We start from the raw sequence: 18846 nt of genomic DNA on the forward strand, positions 1-18846 counted from the left end.
CCGTGATCCACCGCCGTCTCCTGCAGCTCGCCGGGGCGATTCCCGGGACGATCGCGGTCCTCGCGGTGTGCGGGATCGTGCTGTCGGCGCTGCACCTGACGTTCGCGATCACGCTGGGATCCGCGATCGCCGCGCTCATCGTCGGCGACGGAGATCCCGTGCGCGCCTTCGCGATCCTCGCTGCCGTCACGGTGGCTCGCGGCGTGGTGATCTGGATGCGCGAGCTCGTCGCCGCGCGCGCGGGAGCGGCGGTGCGGATCCGTCTGCGTCGCCGCCTGCTCGGACGCCTGTCGGCGGTGCCCGTCGCCGAGCGCGATTCCGGCGCCGCGGCCGCCGTCGCGATCGACGGCGTCGAGGGGCTCGATCCCTACTTCACGCGCTACCTGCCGCAGCTGATCGTCGTGTTCGTCGTGCCCGCGATCGTCGTCGTCCTCGTCTGGGAGCGCTCGGCCGCCGCAGGGCTCATCCTGGCGGTCGCGGCGGCGATCGCGGTGTTCGCGCCGCGCGCCTGGGATGCCCGCCTGCTCACGACGGGACGCACCCGATGGGCGCGATTCGCGCGACTGTCGTCGGGCTACGTCGAGGCGCTGCAGCAGATCCCGCTCCTGCGCGCGTTCGGCGCATCCGGCCGCGCGGCGGAGCGGCTCGCGAACGAGGCGGAGGGCCTGCGCGAGCTGACGATGGCACAGCTTCGGCTGTCGCTGGTCGTGACGGTCGTCGGCGGACTCGCGATGCACCTCGGAACCGTGCTGGCGACACTCGCGGCGATCGCCGCGGTCGCGTCGGGCGAGGCCTCGGCGGTGGGAGCCGTGGTCGTGCTCATGCTCGCTCGTGAGTGCTTCCGGCCCGTGCTCGACCTGGCCGAAAACTGGCACGCCGGTTATCTCGGGCTGACGGCCGTCGACGGGCTCGAGAGGCTCCTGACGGCGCGGCCCGACATCGTCGAGGACGGCGCCCACGATCGCCCCGCGCCCGTCGGCGAGTTCGAGCTCGACGCGGTGTCGTTTCGCTATCCGGGCGCCGAACCGGCGGTGGCCGATCTGTCGCTGCGGGTCGCGCCCGGCGAGACGGTCGCGCTCATCGGTGCGTCCGGATCCGGGAAGAGCACCGTCGCCCGCCTGCTCGAACGCGACGTCGATCCGGAGGCCGGCGTCGTCCGCGTCGGCGGGCGGGATCTACGCGAGTACACGCCGGGCGCGCGGAGCCGGAGCGTGGTGGTGGTGCCGCAGGATCCGGTGCTGTTCACGTGGTCCGTCCGCGAGAACCTGCGACTGCACCGCGCGGACGCGGCAGACGCCGAGGTCGAGCGGGCGGCGCGCGCGGCGGGGATCCACCACGTGATCTGCGCGCTGCCCGACGGCTACGACACGGTGCTGGCCGAGAACGGCGAGCAGCTCTCTGGGGGTCAGTGCCAGCGGCTGGCGATCGCTCGCGCGCTGCTGTCGCCCGCTCCCGTGCTGGTGTTCGACGAGGTCACATCGGCGCTCGATCTCGAGACCGAGCGCGCAGTCGTCGACGCGCTCGCCCGGGAGGGCGCAGGGCGGACGATGCTTCTCATCGCCCACCGCGAGTCGGCGTGCGTTCATGCGACCCGGTGGGTCGGTCTCGATGCGGGACGGGTCGTCGCATCGGGAGACGGCGCGCCCTCGGGACGGGCGTTCGCACGGGTGGCGGTGCGATGACCGCGATCCTGCGGCTGCTGCCGCTGATCGCGACGCGGCGCAGCCTGTTCATCGAAACAGTCGTGTGGGGCGCCGTCGCCCAGACCGCCGTCCTCGGTATCGCGCTCGGGCTGTCGTGGGCGATCGGCCGCGTCATCGTCGGCGTGTCCGTGCCGCTGTCCGTCGTGACCCTCCTCCTGAGCGCCGCCGCCGTGCTCGCGTCGCTCGCCGCGTGGCGCGAGTCGTGGGTCGGTCACGACCTGGCCTACCGCCTTCTCGCGACGATGCGCGGTCACCTCCTCGACGCGCTGCGTCGCAGCCTGCCATCGCGCGCACGGCATCGCCGCACGGGTGACCTGACGACGACCGCTCTCGCCGACGTCGAGACGCTCGAGTGGCTCTACGCGCACACAGCCGCGCAGCTGCTCACGTCCGTCCTCATCCTGTCGGTCAGCGCGGCGGTATCGGTGTCGATCACGCCGCTCCTCCTGCTCGTGTGGGTGCCGCTGCTCGTCATCGGCGTCGCCGTCCCCCTCCTCACGGCACGGCGAGCGCGCCGCGACAGCTCGGCGCTCGCCGCGGGTGCCGCGGCGCTGCGCGCCGACGCGCTCGACACGGTGCGCGGGATGCGCGACCTGACGGGCGCCGGTGCGCTCGGTCGCCAGCTGACCCGGCTCACGGCCACGACGCGGCGGCTGGCGCGGCTGCAGACGCGCGAGGCCTCTCGGATCGGCGCCGAGCGTGCCATCGCCGACGTGGCCCTCGCGCTCGCGGTGCTGGGCGCGATCCTCATCGTCCTCCTCGGCGACGACCGGATCTCCCGCGAGGACATCCCGCTGGCGGTGACGGTCGCAGCGGCAGGCCTGGGGCCCGCGGCGCAGATCGCCGACCTGCTGCGCGGCGTGGGCGGTCTGCGTGCCGCGGCCGAGCGCATCGGGGACGTGCTCGCGATGCCGCCGGCGGTCGCGGAGACACGGGGCGCGCATCCGACGCGAGACGGCGAGCGGGGACTGGTCCTCGACGGCATCCGCTTCTCGTATGACGGCGGGGATCCCGTGCTCGACGGTTTCGCGCTGACGATTCGTCCGGGTGAGGTGGTGGCGCTCACGGGGCCATCTGGTGTCGGCAAGACTACGGCCGCGCGTCTCGCCCTGCGGATGTGGGATCCCGATGCCGGTGCCGTGCGCGTCGACGGCATCGACATCCGCGATCTGCCGGACGGCGAGCTGCGGGCGCTCGTGACCGCCGTGCCGCAGTCGTCGCCGCTGCTGCGGGGGACGATTCGCTCGAACATCGTGCTCGCGGATCTGGATGCCTCGGAGGAGCGGATCCGCGCCGCAGCGGATGTCGCCGGCCTCCTGGATCCCTCGACGGGGCTGACGTCCGGCCTCGACACGCCGATCGGCGAGCACGGCACCGGGCTGTCGGGCGGGCAGCGCGCTCGCGTCGCGATCGCTCGCGCGCTCCTGCCGGATCCGCGCGTGCTCGTGCTGGACGAGCCCACCGCGTCGCTCGACCCCGATGCCGAGGCCGCGATCCTCGACCTCATCCGGCGTGCGAGCGACCGCGCCGTGCTTCTCATCGCGCACCGGCCCGCGACGATCGCTGCGGCCGACCGGCGGGTCGAGCTGGCGTGAGCCGAATCCCCGGCCGCGAGGCGCTGATCATGTCCCACAACACGCCGTCACGCCCTCGTCATGACGGCGTGTCCTGGGACACGCGGCGTGTGTGGCAGAGACCGTGTCCCACGACACGCCGTTACGCCTCACGGATGACGGCGTGTTGTGGGACATGACGCCCGGCGCCCGACGCCCGGCGCCCGACGCCCGCCGCCCGGCGCCCGCTGACGTCCGACCCGCTGCCGCCCGATCCCGACGCCGCGCAGCAACGGGGCGCGAAGCGCCGGATCCCTACGCCATCGCCTCCGCGAGCAGCTCGACCGTCTGCATGCGGCCGACGGTCTCGTCGAGCGGCTCCGATTCGTAGGCGCCCGACGACGCCGAGATCATGATCTCGTCGACGCCGTGCGTCTCGCCGAAGCGGCGCAGCTCGGCCGCCACACCGGAGGGCGTGCCGACGAACCACCGCTGGCGGTTCTGCTGCATGAGCGACTGCTCGAGAGCGTCGGAGGGATCTGCGAGGACCTCGTCGATCGTCTCCATCTTGCGCATCGGCTTGTTCGAGCGCAGGCGGGCGAACTGACGCAGCTGCGGCAGCGCGCGCTCCTCGGCCTCTTCTGCCGTCGGCGCGACGACGACGTTCGCGGTCACGAACGATGTGGGCTCCGGGTGCCGCTCGCTCGGCTGGAAGTTCTGGCGGTAGAGCGACATCGCCCGCTCGATGCCCTCGCCGGCGAAGTGGTTCGCGAAGACGTACGGCAGGCCGAGCTGCGCGGCGAGCTGCGCCGAGAAGTCGCTGGATCCGAGGAGCCAGACCATCGCGGATCCCGTCGCGTCGGGCGTCGCGTGCACGTCGTAGGTGCCGCCGGACGTGAACCGCACCGTGGAGCCGTCGCGCGACATCAGCTGCGCGATGCTCTGCACGTGGTCGGGGAACTCCTGCGCCTCGCTCGTCGTCCCCGAGCGGCGCAGCAGCTGCGTGATGACGGGGTCGGATCCGGGGGCGCGGCCGAGCCCGAGGTCGATGCGGCCCGGGGCGATCGCCTCGAGCGCCGCGAACTGCTCAGCGACGATGAGCGGCGCGTGGTTCGGGAGCATGACGCCGCCGGACCCCACACGGATCCGCGTCGTCTGCGTCGCCGTGGCCGCGATGAGCACGGGAGGGGACGTCGACGCGACGGCCGGCATGTTGTGGTGCTCGGCGAACCAGTACCGCCGGTAGCCGAGGTCGTCGGCGCGCTTCGCGAGCGCCAGCGATGACGCGATCGCCTGGGAGGTGGTCTGCCCCGTGCGCACGGGCACGAGGTCGAGGATCGAAAGTGCGGGGGAGGTGCTCATCGACACGATTCAACGGGATCCGGGCCGCGGGTATTCCGTCGAGGCGGGCGGATCCCTACGGCAGGGCTTCTTCGAGCTCGCGGCCGAGCGCGGGGGCGATGTGCTCGACCCACAGCCGGTTGAGGTGCGAGTCGTCCTCGTAGAGCGGCACCTCGCCGGCGAAGAGCGGGCAGCCGTCGTCGGTGCAGACGAACGAGGTCGTGTCGAGGAACTTCGCGCCGGCGTCGGTGGCCTCGGCCTCGGTGATGTCGTTGCTGTGCGCCTCGATGCTCTCGCCCTCGACGACGCAGTCCTCCTGCTTCGCGCCGGGGGCGTCGACGCAGTCCTTGGGCTCGGCCTCCTCGCGGGCAGGCACGTCGCCCAGGGCGATGACGCGGTCGGACATCGACTGGTAGTCGGTGACGGCCTCGGTCACGCCGTCGGCCCACTGCTCGTCGACGGTCGCGTCGGGCTCGTCGGTCATGTTCAGCTGACCGCGTGCGCCGAGGATGATCGCGTCGGGCTGGAGCTTCTCGACCTCGTCGCGGGTGAAGTCGCGGTACGCGTCGCAGTCCTCCTGGATGTGCCCCTTCGCGTCCTGCACGACGGGGTAGGCACCGCACGACATCTTGGCGAAGAGCGCGACGCGGAAGTCGTGATCCTCTCCGATGAGGTCGAGCGCGGGCAGCCACATCGCGGCGTGCGAATCGCCGATGAGGGCGATCGTCGTGTCGGAGTCGACATCGCCGTAGAAGCACACGTCGGATTCCTGCTCTCCCTGAGAGGCGTAGCAGTCGCTGTCGGCCAGGTCGGTCCACATCGCGTCGCGCAGCGTGTCGGCGTCGATCTCCGGAGGGATCGGGGCGCCGGACTCGGCGACCTTGACGGCTTCGCCGAGTTCGTCCTGGACCTCGTCGACGTCCTCGCCCTCGACCTGCTGGTACCCGTGCTCGTCGAAGTACTGCTCGGCCTCGGCCTGCTGGGCCGCCTGTCGGGTCTCACCGTATGCGGCGGATCCGAACGCGACCGCGATCACGACGACGACGCTGATCGGCCACAGCCACAGCGTGCGGCGGTCGCGGGAGAAGACGGGGACCTGCTTCTTCTGGAAGGGCTGCTCGACGAAGCGGAACGTGAGGGCCGCGAGGGCGACCGAGAGCGCGATCGTGATCACCACGCGCAGGGCGAAGTTCACGTCGTGGGGGAGGGCTTTCTCCACCGCGAGCGTCACGGGCCAGTGCCACAGGTACAGGGAGAACGAGATGTCGCCGATGTAGCGCACGGGGCCCCACGAGAGCGCGCGCCCGGTCGCGGTGTCGGGCCCGGCGGAGAGGAACAGGAGCGTGGCCGCGACGGGGATCAGGGCGTACGCGCCGGGGAACGGCGTCTGCTCGGACAGCGTCACGGTCGCGACGACGATGAGCGCGAGGCCCGCGAACCCGGCGACGTGGCGCCAGCGCGAGGTGAGCGGACCCGTGAGCACGCACGCGAGGAGCGCACCGGCCGCGAGCTCGTAGGCACGGGCGCCGGTGTCGAAGTATGCGGCCTCGGGGGCGGATCCGGTCGCCCACAGCGAGTAGGCGAGGGAGCCGACGAAGACGGTCGCGGCGACGGCGACGAGCGCCCGCTTGCCGAGCCGCGGGACGAAGAAGAGGACGAGCAGCGGCCAGAGCAGGTAGAACTGCTCCTCCACGGCGAGTGACCAGTAGTGCTGGAACAGGCTCGGATCCGCCGTCGAGAAGTAGTCGGCTCCCGAGAAGGCGAAGTGCCAGTTCGCGAGGAACACGCTCGTCCAGCCGGCGTCGGTCGCGGTCTGCTCGAGGCGCGACAGCGGCAGGAAGAACGCGGCGTACAGGAGCACGGCGACTGTCACGACGGTCGCGGCGGGAAGGATCCTCCGGGCACGACGGACGTAGAACTCGGCGATGCTGACGGTGCCGGAGCGCTCGACCTCGCGCAGCAGCAGCTGCGTGATGAGGAAGCCCGAGATGACGAAGAAGACGTCGACTCCGACGAATCCGCCCTCGAAGCCAGGCATCTCGACGTGGGCGATGACGACGAGCAGCACGGCGAGCGCGCGGAGCCCCTGGATGTCGGGGCGCCACGACGAAGGCTTCGCCGGCGCCGGAGGCGTCGCGGCCGCGTCCGCAGGAGTCAGCAGGGTCATCACACCCATTTTAGTTACCGTTTTGTGATGTCGCTGGACGCGGGGAGAACTCCCCATGTCCCACAACGCGCCGTCACGTCGCTCGGATGACGGCGTGTTGTGGGACACGGTGGTCTGCACGCGGAGGCTCGACGGGGGCATCGGACACGGTGGGGCGGCGCCTGGCGTGCACGCGCGGCCGTGGGGTGGGATAGAGCCCCCATGTCCCAGGACACGCCGTCACGCCGCCGGGATGACGGCGTGTTGTGGGACACGGTGGTCTGCGCGAGCCCCGCATGCGCCGCCACGAAGCGAGTCCCCGCGACGCGTTCGACGGATCCCTGCCGCGCCCCGTTCGAATGTCAGAGCTCCCATTTACGCTGGCGAGGTGACTGCAGACCTCTTCATCGTGCTCGTCGGGGCCGTGGCGGTCGCCGCCTTCGCCAAGTGGCGCGGGTGGCCGGCGCCGCTCCTCGTCACCGCGGTCGCTCTCGCCGCCTCGCTGCTGCCGTTCGTGCCGACGCTCGACATCGACGGGCACGTGCTGCTCACCCTCACGCTGCCCCCGCTGCTGTATTCGGCGGCGCTCGACGCCTCCTATATGAGCTTCAAGCGGTCCATGCCGCACGTTCGGCGGCTCGGTGTGGGCCTCGTCGTGGTCACGGCGGTGGCGGTGGGCGTCGTCGCGTGGATGATCATGCCCGAGCTCACGCTCGCGGGGGCGCTGCTGCTCGGCGCGATTGTCGGTCCGCCCGATGCGGTGTCCGCCGCATCGATCGGGCGCAAGCTGGGCCTCCCGCGCCGCGTCATGACGGTCATCAGCGGCGAGAGCCTCATCAACGACGCCACCTCCCTCACGCTCGTGCGAGTGTTCGCGGCGATCGTCGCGGGCGCGACGGTCACGGTGTGGCAGGGGCTGTGGGAGTTCGCGCTCGCCGTCGTGGTGGGCGTCGCGATCGGGCTCGTCGCGGGCACGATCCTCCACACGCTGCGCATGCGCGTCGACGACGCCGTCGTCACGGGCAGCCTCGGCCTGCTCATGCCGTTCGGGGTGTACGCGATCGCGGAGCACCTGATGGGATCCGGCGTGCTCGCCGTCGTCGCCATGGGGCTCTACGTCGGGTCCCACTCCCCGCGCACGGCGTACACGCAGCGCATGCAGGACAAGCCGCTCTGGCACTCCGCCGATTTCCTGCTCGAATCCTTCGTGTTCGCCTACATCGGTCTGCAGCTTCCGGCCGTGCTCCGCGCGGTCGTCGAGACCGGAGCCGGCGACACGGTCGTTCTCGCTCTCGCGGTGCTCGGGGTCGTTCTCGTCGTGCGCCCGGTGTTCGTGTTCGCCTCGTATCAGTGGGGGCAGATGTGGCAGAGCGTCCGGCTGCGTCGGTGGAAGCACACGGTCGAGGCCTACGAGCGGGATCCATCGGGCGCGCATGCGCGCGTCGTGCGGCGGGCGAGGGAGAAGTTCGGGGACGACGATGACGAGGCCGCGGAGCCGCGGGGCGTGACGCGCCACCTTCTCGAGCCGGCCCTGTCCTGGCAGGAGCGCACGGTCGTCTCATGGGCGGGCATGCGCGGCGTCGTGACGCTGGCGATGGCGGCGGCGCTGCCCGACCTCACCGGCAACGCCATGCCCGAGGGGCACGTCGAGGTGCTCGTCACCGTCGCGTTCGTCGTCACGGTCGGCACGCTCCTGCTGCAGGGGCTCACCTTGCCGCTGCTCATCCGTTGGCTGAAAATCTCCAGCGACGACGAGCGCGCCGACGACGAGCGATCCATCGCCCGCATGCGCCGACTCGGAAACGAGGCCGGCATCGAGTTCCTGCGGGCGCGTCAGCAGAAGTGGCAAGAGACGCACGGCGACGAGGGATCCGAGCAGTTCAAGCGATTCTCGCGGGCGCTGCTGCGCATCGAGCGCGACACCGACCGCGCCGACCGCGATCTCGAGAAGGTGCAGGACGACGCGGCGGCGGGGCGGCTGCGTGCGGACGCCTACGACGAGCTCGCCGATCTGTCGAAGGGCTGGCTCGAGGTGCGCCGTCAGGTGCTGCTCGACGAGTGCCGTGCCGGAAACCTGAGCGAAGAGGTCATGCGCGAGCTCTTCGTCGCGATGGACGCGGAAGAGCTCGCGCTCGACACCCGGGGTGCCCTGCGGGCGGAGTGAGCGTCAGCCCTTCTCTGCGACGACGTCGAGGTAGTGCTGGTTGAACATGACGCCCAGCACGTTGCCGAACGGATCCACGACCGACGCGGTCACGAATCCCGGGCCCTGCTCGCGCGGCTCCTGGTGGGGCGTCGCGCCCATTTCGAGCAGCCGCTCGTAGGTCGCCGGCAGATCGTCGACGGCCCAGTAGGTGAGGGATCCGCCGGTGCCCTGCAGATCGGGGGCGAAGCGACGGTCGATGAATCCGAGCTCGTGCGAGAAGTCGCCGATTCGGAACTCGACGTAGGCGACTTGGCCCTGCACCTCCTTCTCGAAGTACGGCTCGATGTCGAGCAGCTCGCTGTACCAGCGGCGGGCTTCACCCAGGTCATCGGCGGTGAACGTGACGGTCGTGAGTCCTCGCAGCATCGTGCGATCCCTTCCCTTGTGGTGTGGGTCCACTTTTGCGTGCCGGGGGCGCGGGCGGGAGGGGGTGCCGCGATTGCTGCAGCGCCGGCGGGAGAACACAACGCAGTCAATCCGCCTGGGCTGCGCGGGAGGTGCCGCGGAAACGCGCGGACCGCCTGGCCCCGGGCCATCAGAGCGACTGCGTTGTGTCGTAGGCGTCTCGGTGAGCGGCCCGCCCGCGAGGTCGGGTGCAGTTCCGGTCGCGGTGCCGGTGGGAACACAACGCAGTCAATCTGTGTGGCTTGTGCGGCATGTGCCGCGGGAGTCCGTGGGGCGGCTGGGCTCTTGCCAGGGGGTTGACTGCGTTGTGCTGTGGGGTCGGGCGAGAGTCGGGCCCGTGTCAGCCCATCACGCGGCCGGCGACCGCGAGGGCGACGCGGCGGGGGAGGATCCCCACGATGGCGGCGGCGACCGCGTTGCGCCAGCCGCTCACGACGCTCGCCGGGTGGGAGGTCGCGTCGAGGGCTCGGAGGGCGCGTGCGACGACCTGATCCGCCGTCTGGAAGGCGCCGACCGCCATGTCGCCGCCGACGGTGTCGAAGAACTCGGTGCGCGTCGGCCCGGGGCTGACGGCGAGCACGCGGGCGTTCGTCGCCCGCGCCTCGTAGGCGATCGCCTCGGTGAGACTGAGCACGTACGTCTTCGTCGCGCCGTAGGCCGCCATCGTGGGGCACGGCTGGTAGGCGACCATGCTCGCGATGCTCACGAGGATCCCGTCGGCCGCGAGGATGTCGGGGAGGAACTCGCGCGTGAGGTTCGTGAGCGCCGCGACGTTGAGCTGGACCATCGCGTCGAGGCGTTCCGGATCCGCGTCCGCGAGCGGGCCGTGCATGCCGAAGCCGGCGTTGTTGATGAGCCCGTCGATGCGCAGGTCGGCGGCGTCGAGGCGCTCACGCAGGCGGGTGGCCGCGCCAGCCTGTCCGAGGTCGAGGGCGATCACCTCGGCGCGCACGCCGTGGTCTCGGGAGAGGCGGTCGGCGAGCTCGCGCAGGCGCTCCTCGCGGCGGGCGACGAGGACGAGGTCGCTGCCGCGGCGGGCGAACTGGACAGCGAACTCGGCGCCGAGGCCGGAGCTCGCGCCGGTGATGAGCACGGTGCGCGGGGAGGAGGTCATGATCTCGAATGTAGACAGTGACAGCATTGTTGTCAATGACTACTTCGCGCTATCGTGGCGGGATGACCGAACGTCGGTATCACCACGGTGATCTGCGCGCCGCGCTCCTCGAGCGCGCCGTCGACGAGATCGACGCGCGCGGCGTCGAGGGGCTGTCGTTGCGCGGGCTCGCGCGCGACCTCGGCGTCAGTCACGGCGCCTCAGCGCGGCACTTCCGCGACCGCGCGGCGCTGCTCGACGCCGTCGCGATCGAGACGTTCGCGCGGCTGCAGGGCGCGATGCGGGCGGCGAGCGACGCGGATCCCCTCACCTCGGCTGCGCGGGGCTACGTCGCGTTCGCGGTCGCGCACCCGCGCCTGCTGGCGGCGGCGTTCGCCGCGAAGCGGACGGAGGCGCCGAGCGACGAGCTGCTCGTCGTCGGCCATGGGCTGCTCGACTTCGTCGTCGACCTGCTGGCGCGGGGGCAGGAGGCGGGCACGGTGCGCGACGGCGATCCGGCCGAGCTCGCCCGCGTCGCGTTCGCGACCGTGCACGGCGTCGCGATGCTCGCGGTCGCAGACCTTTTCGACGGCGTGCCATGGGAGCAGGCGACCGACGAGGTCGTGGGCTTCCTCGTCGCCGGGCTGGGGGCGTAGGGCGTAGCGCGTCCGCAGACCGGCCGGATCCGGCGAATCGCGGCCCCGCCGACGACACAACGCAGTCAACCTCGGCGACCGGGGCCGGGCGGGTCGCGGAGTCCTGCGGATGGCCCGGCCTCGTGCCATCAGATCGACTGCGTTGTGTTGTCGGCGCCTCGGTGCGCGCTCCGATCGAGCGCTCGGCGTCGCGGCCTCACCGACAACACAACGCAGTCAATCCGCGTGCCCGACGATGATGGCCCCGCGAATTTCCGCGGGGCCATCGGTCGTGCACGAGCAGATTGACTGCGTTGTGTTGCGCGCGCCCCTACCGAGTGGTCGGCGTGCTTCCGGTCGCGGTGCCGACGGGCTCGGAGCTCCGGGCCGCCTCGGCGGGCTCGGCCGCGTCGGCGACGACGGCGTCCTCCTCGTCCTCGTCGTGGAACGGCAGGCCTTCGCGGGGTGCGTTGTAGAGGTCGAGGTTGAGGATCCCCTCGCGCTTGGCGACGATCGCCGGGATGAACGCCTGGCCCGACACGTTGAGGGCGGTGCGGCCCATGTCGAGGATCGGGTCGATCGCGAGCAGCAGGCCGACTCCCTCGAGGGGGAGGCCGACGGTCGACAGCGTCAGCGTGAGCATGACGGTCGCGCCGGTCGTGCCGGCGGTGGCGGCGGATCCGACGACGGACACGAGCACGATCAGTGCGTACTGGATGATCGACAGCTCGATGCCGAAGAACTGCGCGACGAAGATCGCGGCGATGGCGGGGTAGATGGCGGCGCAGCCGTCCATCTTGGTGGTGGATCCGAACGGCACGGCGAACGAGGCGTACTCGCGGGGGACGCCGAAGTTGCGCTCGGCGACGCGCTGCGTCAGGGGCAGCGTGCCGATCGAGGAGCGGCTGACGAACCCGAACTGCGCGACGGGCCACACGCCGGTGAAGTACTGCTTGATCGAGAGGCCGTTGGCCTTCGCGAGCAGCGGGTAGACGACGAAGAACACGAGCGCGAGGCCGACGTAGACCGCGATCGTGAACCACACGAGCGACGTGAGGCGCTCCCAGCCGTACTGGATGACGGCGTTTCCGATGAGGCCGAGCGTGCCGATGGGGGCGACGCGGATGATCCACCACACGACGCGCTGGATGACCTTGAGGAGCGACTCGGTGAAGGCGAGGAACGGCTCGGCCTTCTTGCCGGCGCGCAGGGCGGCGAGTCCGATGACGACCGAGACGACGATGATCTGCAGGATGTTGAAGTCAACGCTGGCGTCGAGCACGCCGGTCTCGTCGACGGATCCGCTGACGCCGATCCCGAGGAAGTTCTGCGGCACGAGTCCGATGAGGAAGTCCCACCAGGATCCGACGCTCGACGGCTCGCCCGTCTCGAGGTCGGATCCGGCCCGGGCGCCGGGCTGGATAACGAGGCCGAGCACGATGCCGATCGTCACGGCGATGAGGGCCGTGATGGCGAACCACAGGAGCGTCTGGCCGGCGAGGCGGGCGGCGTTCTGCACGCGGCGCAGGTTCGAGATGCTCGCGACGATCGCCGTGAACACGAGCGGCACGACGGCGGCGCGCAGGATCGTGACGTACGAGGATCCGATGGTGCCGAGCGTGTCGGACAGCGGCGTCGGGTTGTCGGCGGTGGCGCCGAGCTGGCGGCCCAGCAGACCGAGGGCGATGCCGACGACGAGCGCGGCGATGATCTGGAAGCCGAAGGAGGCGTAGAAGGGACGCTTCTTCTTCGCCCGCGGTGCGGCGGTGGCGGTGGACATGGTTCTCCAGCGATCGGTGGTGCTCGCGGGGATCCCCGCGGGAAGTCGAATATGGAGCCTAATTCGCCCGGTCCCGGATGTATTCCGTGGTGTTTCGGCATGTGACGACACGCACGCGTCGGCGCCGCCCGGCCGAGGCTGAGCGGCGCCGCAGGATCCCGCGTCTACTCGACTGTGATCGTCGCCTCGACGCTCACGCCGTTGACCGTGACGGTCACGGTCGCGGCGCCGGGGGCGACGGCGGTGAGCTCGCCCGTGGCGACGTCGAGTTCGATGGCGTCGCCGTCGACGTTCCACTGTGCGCTGACGGGCCAGGCGACGGGGACGTCGCGGGCGCCGTCCTGGTCGATCGTGGCGTCGACGGTGACGCTCTCGCCGACGGCGAGCGTGGAGGGGACGGCGCTGAGCGACAGGCCGTCGACGCGGGGGCGCACCTCGGCCTGCAGCCATTCGGTGCGGTCGGTGACGGTCTTCGGCTTGGCGCCGACGACACCCTCGTCGGGGTCGATGCCGAGCATCGCCCAGCCCGTGAAGCCGCCGAGGTCGACGGGGCCGGAGGGGCCCTTGCCCGAGTTGCCGACGGTGAGGTAGCTGACGCCGTCGGCGCTGCGGCCGGAGAAGTTGCCGACGTGGCCGTTGACGACGGCGATCGACTTGCCGGTCGACTCGCGGAACTCGGCCGCCGTGGCCTCGAGCTCCCGCGCCTCGACGCGGTCGCTGAGCTGGCTGTGGTCGCCGACGAGGTGATCCTCGGTGGGGTGGTGGAAGAACACGGTCACGCCGGTGATCGCGTCGTCGTCCGCGGCTCCGGCGAGCTGCTCCTCGAGGAACTGCAGCTGGTCGACGCGCTCGCCGCGGGATCCGAGCGTGCCGGGCGCCGAGTTGAGGGTGACGATGCGCGTCGCGCCGATGTCCTGCGTGGTGCGGGTGTCGCCGAAGGCGGCTTCGAAGTTCGCGATCTCGCCGCCCATGATCTCGTGGTTGCCGGGCACGTAGACGTAGGGGAGGGCATCGCCCACCTCTTCGTCGAGGATCCGCGTGGCGAGCGCGAAGTCCTCGGGCGAGGCTTCGTCGACGAGGTCGCCGCCTATGACGAGCAGGTCGGGCTCGGCGGCGACGATCTCGCGCAGAGTGCGGCGGGCGGCCTCGACGATGTCGCTGTCGGGGTTGCGCGCGACGAACTGCGCGTCGCCCATGACGGCGATGCGCGTCTCGCGGTCGTCGGCGGTGCCGTCGGCGACGATGAGCGGATCCTTCACGGGCGCGGCCGCGGGCTGCTCGACTTCGGGCGCCGAGATGGTGCCGAGGTCGGCGACCTGGATCGCGCCCTGGTAGCTGGCGGTCGAGCGGATCTCCATCATGCGGATCCGCTCGAAGGTGAGCGGGTAGGCCGTGCCCTCGGGGACGGTGAACTCGACCTTCTTCCAGCCCTCCCAGGTGACGTTGGGGCCGTCGAGGTTGGTCGAGCTCGTGGAGCCGGCGGGCCGCACCTGCAGGCGGGGCCAGGCGCCGGATCCGTCGCCGTTGATCCAGAGCGTGACGGCCTGCGGCTGGCCGGGCAGCTCGACGGGGTCGGGCGCGATGGCGTAGAAGCCGCGGGTGGCGGTGCTCTGCGTGAAATCGTAGTCGAGCGCCATGGCGTCCTGCCCGTCGGGGCCCTCGCCCGGGGTAGCCGTGATCTCGCCGCTCGCGCGGGCCGTAGCGGAGCCCCAGCTGTCGGCGTCGGAGAAGTCGCGCACGACCTCTTCGGTGAGGCCGATGGTCGCGGGCACCTCGACGGTGTGGCCGGCGACCGTGAACGTGATGGTCGTGGATCCGGATGCGACGGCGGGCGAGATGACGAACTCGCCGAGCCCGTTCTGCTCGATGGTGACCTCGGGCCCGGCGCTCACCTCGATGTCGGAGGCTTCGATGGGGGCGGCGGATCCGTCGCCGTCGTGGCCCGTGAGGGTGAGGGCCGCGGTCTGCTGCTGGTCGAGCATCGACACGGACGTCTCGCTGGCGGTGATGCGCTCGAGGTCGCCGAGCACGCGCAGCGTGGTCTTGCCGCGGGCGTCCTTGCTCTTGTAGGTGACGTCGCCGAGGCCGGCCTTCTTGCCGGTGACGACGAGGGATCCGCTGTCGTCCGACACGATCTTCACGGCACCGCCGGAGGAGAAGCGCCCGTCGGCGGGGAGGCCGGCGTAGTCGCCGTCGAGCACCGAGGCGTCGAGGGTGCGGTCGAGGCCGGGGAAGATGCGGTCGGCGCCGTCGACGCGCGGGGCGATGACGGCTTCGCCGGTGGGGCCTTCGGACGCGCGGGAGAAGAAGGCGAGGGAGTTGGCGACGGAGCGCTCGGATCCGTCGGAGGGACGGTTCACGAGCTCGAGGTCGGTGGTGCCGGCGGGGCGCGCGAGCATGGTCGTGGATCCGCCGCCGTCGAGGTTGACGGCGTTGTGGGCGCCGAGGTCGAGCATGAGATGCGCGAGCTCCTGCACCGTCTGGCCGCGGCTGTCGTCGGCGCGGCCGTCGATGGCGACGACGTAGATCTCGGTGCCGTCGCGGTTGACGCCGATGGCCGTGCGGGAGGCCTCTACCTGGTCTGCGGTGCCCTTCTCGCCGTCGATGACGAGGCGCTGGCTGCCGCTGACGGCGAGGTCGACATCGGCGGAGGGGCCGACCGCGATGTCGACGGCGTCGCCGACCTCGAGAGCGCCGATCGCGTCGGCGCCGTCTTCGCGCCCGACGAGCACGTGGCCGTCGGTCGGGATCGCCGGGTCGCCCGCGCCGTCTGCGACGTCGGTGACGACGCCGTCGACGACGGTGGCGCGCATGACGTGATCGGAGAGGTCGCCGGGGGCGCCGACGGGGTAGTCGAGCGTGAAGTCGCCCCACGCGGTGGTGTAGACGCCGACGCCGTTCGCGGGGATCGACGGGGCGTTGACGGCGTCGATGTCGGTGACCCCGTCGTCGGTGGTGAGGGATCCCTCGGCCATGAGGCGCTGCACGGCCGCGATGCCGTCGGTGACCGTGAATGCCTCGCGCGCGCCGGCGCCTGCGGTGCGCAGGCCCTCGCTCGAAACGTTCGTGCCGACGGGCGCGCCCGTGCGGTTCATGTCGAAGTAGTCGCCGTTGACGGCGGCGACCGCGCCGGATCCTTCCACCTGCTCGCTGACCGGCGAGACGCCCGCGACGGATCCGCTGTCGAGCACGTCCATCGACAGCGTCGGGGTCGTGAGGTCGGCGACGAGCACGTCGCCCGTGACCCACCCGCCCGACTCCATGCGCGAGAACTCGACGTGGTCGAGGCCCGGTGCGATGCGGTGGGACGACGCGTCGAGCAGCGCGGAGCTGCCACCTGCGAGGTCGAGGCCGAGCGTGTCGTCGGCGACGGGCGTGCGGTTCGCGGCGGCCTGCGCGGGCGCGGCCGCGAGGAGAGACGCGGCAAGCGTGACGCCCACCAGGGCGGCGGTCGTGCGGACGGGGCTCATCGGGATCCTCTGATTCGGCGACGCGGTCACGCCGACGCTATTGAGGACCTCTGACATTCGGAAGGACTGGGGGTGAACAGGGGGTGCGGGCAGGGTGTTGCTCGGCGCCTCGGAGGGGTTCACTGAGGGCATGGTCACCGTCCCCGCGACCGCCGCCGACGTCATCGACGCCCTGCGCGCCGAGGCGGATCCGGAGCAGGCGGCGAAGATCCGCCAACGCGTGCGCGAAGGTGAGCCGGTGATCGGCGTGCGCATGGGCACGCTGTTCGACATCGCGAAGGCGGCGAGGGATCTGCCGCGCGCCGAGCTCCTCGCCCTGATCGAACATGACACCTACGAGCCGCGGCTCACGGCGTTCTGCATCCTCGACTTCCTCGCGCGCCTGCGGCTGTCGGACGCGGAGCGCGCCGAGCTCGCGCAGCTGTACCTCGACCGGCACGATGCGATCACGACGTGGGACATGGTCGACCGAGCGGCCCCGCGCGTCCTCGGCTGGGCCCTGATGATCGGCGCGTTCGACGGCTGGGACACCGCGCGCGGCGAACTCGGGATCCTCGGAGAGCTCGCCGGATCCACGGATCCGCTGCACCGCCGTTCCGCGATCACGGCGCCCCTGTGGTTCATCAAGAAGGGCGCCGACGCCGACGTGGTCCAGGGGCTGCGCGTGGCGGAGATGCTGGGCGACGACGCGGATCCGTACGTGCGGTCGGCCGTGAAGACGTACCGGAAGCACGCCGCGCGGCGGGTGGGGTGAGGGGCACGCCGTGATGGCGCCGTTCTCGCGGGCTCTGGGATCCCCGGACGTGGCGTCGTGCTGTCCGGTCGTGACGCATGGAGCCGGTCACCCAGTCGGCGAGCCTTCACGGAACCGGAAGGCATCGTCTCGATACGGGAAGAGTCAGGGGGCGAGGCCTCGCCTCACGCTCCCGGATCGGCCTCGCCCCACGCGCGAGCGTACTCGTCGCGCACGAGCGGCCAGATGAGCCGGATCCCGTCGGCGACGGTCGCGATCTGGCCGGGCGGTGGGTCGAGGATGACGAACTCGTGGGGGATGACGCGCCCCGCATTGTCGCGGCGGCCCTCGGGATCTGGGAAACGGAGGGCGATGGCGTCGCCCGCCCGTCGGCATACCGCCTCGTCGTCTCCGGCCTCCGCGAACGCCCGCTCGTAGGCGGGGAGGGGATCCGCGTAGCCGCCATCGCGGAGGAAGCGGAACCCCCAGCGTCTTCCGCGGGTGGCCCAGATGAGGTTCATCGCCGGCTCCGGAGCAGCACGCGCTGCTGCTCGCCGCGTTCGAGGTCGAGGCGGAATCCGGTGAGCATCGCCGCGAGGTAGTCGTGTTTGGCGCGGGCGGTCGCGTTCGCCTCGCGCAGCTTCGCGCCCGCGAGGTCGGCGGCCTGTTCGAGGGCGGGGCCGGCGAAGACGGCGCCGAGGATCCCCTGCGCGACGCGCAGCGGGCCGGGGAGCGGCACCTTGCCGAGGAGGGCGACGGCCGTCGCGCTCACGCCGAGCGCGCCGGCGCCGCTGTCGAGGAGCTGCTCGGCGACCTTCCCGGGGATCCGCTTGGCTCCGGCCCAGCGCACGTGGCGTTCGAGAGGGAGCGTCGCGGCGAGGGGGAGGACGAGGTCGACGCCGACGCGATCTCTCACCTGGATCCGGTCCGGTTCGAAGCGCGCCGAGGAGAGGAGCACGAAGTCCTCGCCGACGGAGAGGGCGTCGCGCGCCTCGACGAATCCCTCGATCACCTTGCGGAGCTCGTCGATGTCCTCGCCCGCCTTGCCGATGAGGAGGTCGCGGAAGGCGTAGGCGTCGAGGTCGGGGAGCAGGTCAGCCTTAGAGAGCGCCATCACCCAGATGCGCGGGAAGCGCACGAGGGGCTTGCCGGCGTCGAGGAGGTCGTCGCGCAGGGAGAGGAGGCCGTTGCGGAAATTGCCGAAGAGCGACTTGAGGTAGCGCTCCTCCTCGCCGACGTTGTCGAGCAGCCGCTGCCCGTCGACGAGGAACAGGGCGACGTCGGATCCGAGGAGCGCGCGGAACGTATCGACGCGGCGGCGCTGCTCGACTGGGCCGCTGACGCCCTGTTCGAACCATTCGCCGGGATAGTCGTGCCACACGAGCCGTACGGCATCGAACGGACGGTTCTTCGCGCGGCGGGCGTTCGGCGGATCCTTCGGGCGGATCGTGAAGGCGTACGACGTGGAGTCGAATCGGGTGGCGTCGGGGAGCCGCGCCGAATCCTTCATCCCCAGGTAGTTGCGGTGCAGGCGCGAGCCCTGCCCGGTGTCGTCGGCGATGACGTCGAAGAGGCTCTCGCGGAGGAACTCGGGCTCCTGCGTCGCGCCGAAGAACGACGACGCGAGCACGGTCTTCCCGCTGCCGCTCTCCCCGAAGACGGCGATGTGCTGCTCAACGGCTCGTCTGGTCGGCATGCGCGGATCCTCTCGTCACGGGGCGGTGGTTGAGGTCACGGTAGCCGGTCGGTGGTGGGTGCGGCGCACCTCAGCTCGCGGGCCG

The 18846-nt window shown here is 71.4% G+C and carries 13 protein-coding genes; 5 read left to right on the top strand and 8 right to left on the bottom strand.

Features of this window, described 5'->3' with window-relative positions; genetic code table 11:
* The first annotated feature begins 2 nt into the window (after positions 1-2).
* Both KOL93_RS01710 and KOL93_RS01715 read left to right on the top strand, forming a co-directional pair.
* On the top strand, positions 3-1682 hold the full coding sequence (locus KOL93_RS01710) for an ABC transporter ATP-binding protein/permease (protein WP_221583572.1): 1680 nt from the start codon (positions 3-5) through the stop codon (positions 1680-1682).
* Positions 1679-3298 (top strand): ABC transporter ATP-binding protein, encoded by a 1620-nt coding sequence (locus KOL93_RS01715; protein ID WP_221583573.1) that lies wholly within the window; start codon positions 1679-1681, stop codon positions 3296-3298. The genes KOL93_RS01710 and KOL93_RS01715 overlap by 4 nt, the downstream gene beginning before the upstream one ends.
* Positions 3299-3571: 273 nt before the next feature.
* Here the strand turns inward: KOL93_RS01715 and KOL93_RS01720 are convergent, their stop codons facing one another.
* Both KOL93_RS01720 and KOL93_RS01725 read right to left on the bottom strand, forming a co-directional pair.
* Positions 3572-4618: an LLM class flavin-dependent oxidoreductase gene (locus tag KOL93_RS01720; RefSeq protein WP_221583574.1), complete on the bottom strand. Its 1047-nt coding sequence runs from the start codon at positions 4616-4618 to the stop codon at positions 3572-3574.
* A gap of 55 nt (positions 4619-4673) precedes the next feature.
* The gene (locus KOL93_RS01725) at positions 4674-6764 is read right to left on the bottom strand and encodes an acyltransferase family protein (protein WP_221583575.1); all 2091 of its coding nucleotides are present in this window, start codon (positions 6762-6764) and stop codon (positions 4674-4676) included.
* A 367-nt stretch (positions 6765-7131) separates the two neighbouring features.
* Between KOL93_RS01725 and KOL93_RS01730 the strand changes: the two genes are divergently transcribed.
* A complete protein-coding gene (locus KOL93_RS01730; RefSeq protein WP_221583576.1) occupies positions 7132-8907 on the top strand; it encodes a cation:proton antiporter in 1776 nt (591 codons plus the stop codon).
* Between the two features lie 3 nt (positions 8908-8910).
* On the opposite strand, the gene KOL93_RS01735 is transcribed toward KOL93_RS01730, so the two are convergent.
* Positions 8911-9315: a VOC family protein gene (locus tag KOL93_RS01735; protein WP_221583577.1), complete on the bottom strand. Its 405-nt coding sequence runs from the start codon at positions 9313-9315 to the stop codon at positions 8911-8913.
* A gap of 379 nt (positions 9316-9694) precedes the next feature.
* A complete protein-coding gene (locus KOL93_RS01740; protein WP_221583578.1) occupies positions 9695-10468 on the bottom strand; it encodes an SDR family NAD(P)-dependent oxidoreductase in 774 nt (257 codons plus the stop codon).
* Positions 10469-10530: 62 nt separating this feature from the next.
* Here KOL93_RS01740 and KOL93_RS01745 point away from each other — a divergent pair, with 62 nt between their 5' ends.
* The gene (locus KOL93_RS01745) at positions 10531-11103 is read left to right on the top strand and encodes a TetR/AcrR family transcriptional regulator (RefSeq protein WP_221583579.1); all 573 of its coding nucleotides are present in this window, start codon (positions 10531-10533) and stop codon (positions 11101-11103) included.
* A gap of 310 nt (positions 11104-11413) precedes the next feature.
* On the opposite strand, the gene KOL93_RS01750 is transcribed toward KOL93_RS01745, so the two are convergent.
* Together KOL93_RS01750 and KOL93_RS01755 are read right to left on the bottom strand one after the other, a co-directional pair.
* Positions 11414-12862 (bottom strand): dicarboxylate/amino acid:cation symporter, encoded by a 1449-nt coding sequence (locus tag KOL93_RS01750; RefSeq protein ID WP_221583580.1) that lies wholly within the window; start codon positions 12860-12862, stop codon positions 11414-11416.
* A 164-nt stretch (positions 12863-13026) separates the two neighbouring features.
* The gene (locus KOL93_RS01755) at positions 13027-16332 is read right to left on the bottom strand and encodes a phosphodiester glycosidase family protein (protein ID WP_221583581.1); all 3306 of its coding nucleotides are present in this window, start codon (positions 16330-16332) and stop codon (positions 13027-13029) included.
* 130 nt (positions 16333-16462) lie between these two features.
* On the opposite strand from KOL93_RS01755, the gene KOL93_RS01760 reads away from it, so the two are divergent.
* Positions 16463-17086: a DNA alkylation repair protein gene (locus tag KOL93_RS01760; protein WP_221583582.1), complete on the top strand. Its 624-nt coding sequence runs from the start codon at positions 16463-16465 to the stop codon at positions 17084-17086.
* 164 nt (positions 17087-17250) lie between these two features.
* Here the strand turns inward: KOL93_RS01760 and KOL93_RS01765 are convergent, their stop codons facing one another.
* On the bottom strand, positions 17251-17586 hold the full coding sequence (locus KOL93_RS01765) for a hypothetical protein (RefSeq protein WP_221583583.1): 336 nt from the start codon (positions 17584-17586) through the stop codon (positions 17251-17253).
* Positions 17583-18761, bottom strand: coding sequence for an ATP/GTP-binding protein (locus KOL93_RS01770; RefSeq protein WP_221583584.1), 1179 nt, complete (start codon positions 18759-18761; stop codon positions 17583-17585). Before KOL93_RS01770 ends, KOL93_RS01765 begins: the two co-directional genes overlap by 4 nt.
* Between the last annotated feature and the right edge of the window lie 85 nt (positions 18762-18846).

Source organism: Microbacterium salitolerans, assembly GCF_019720895.1.
GTDB lineage: Bacteria > Actinomycetota > Actinomycetes > Actinomycetales > Microbacteriaceae > Microbacterium.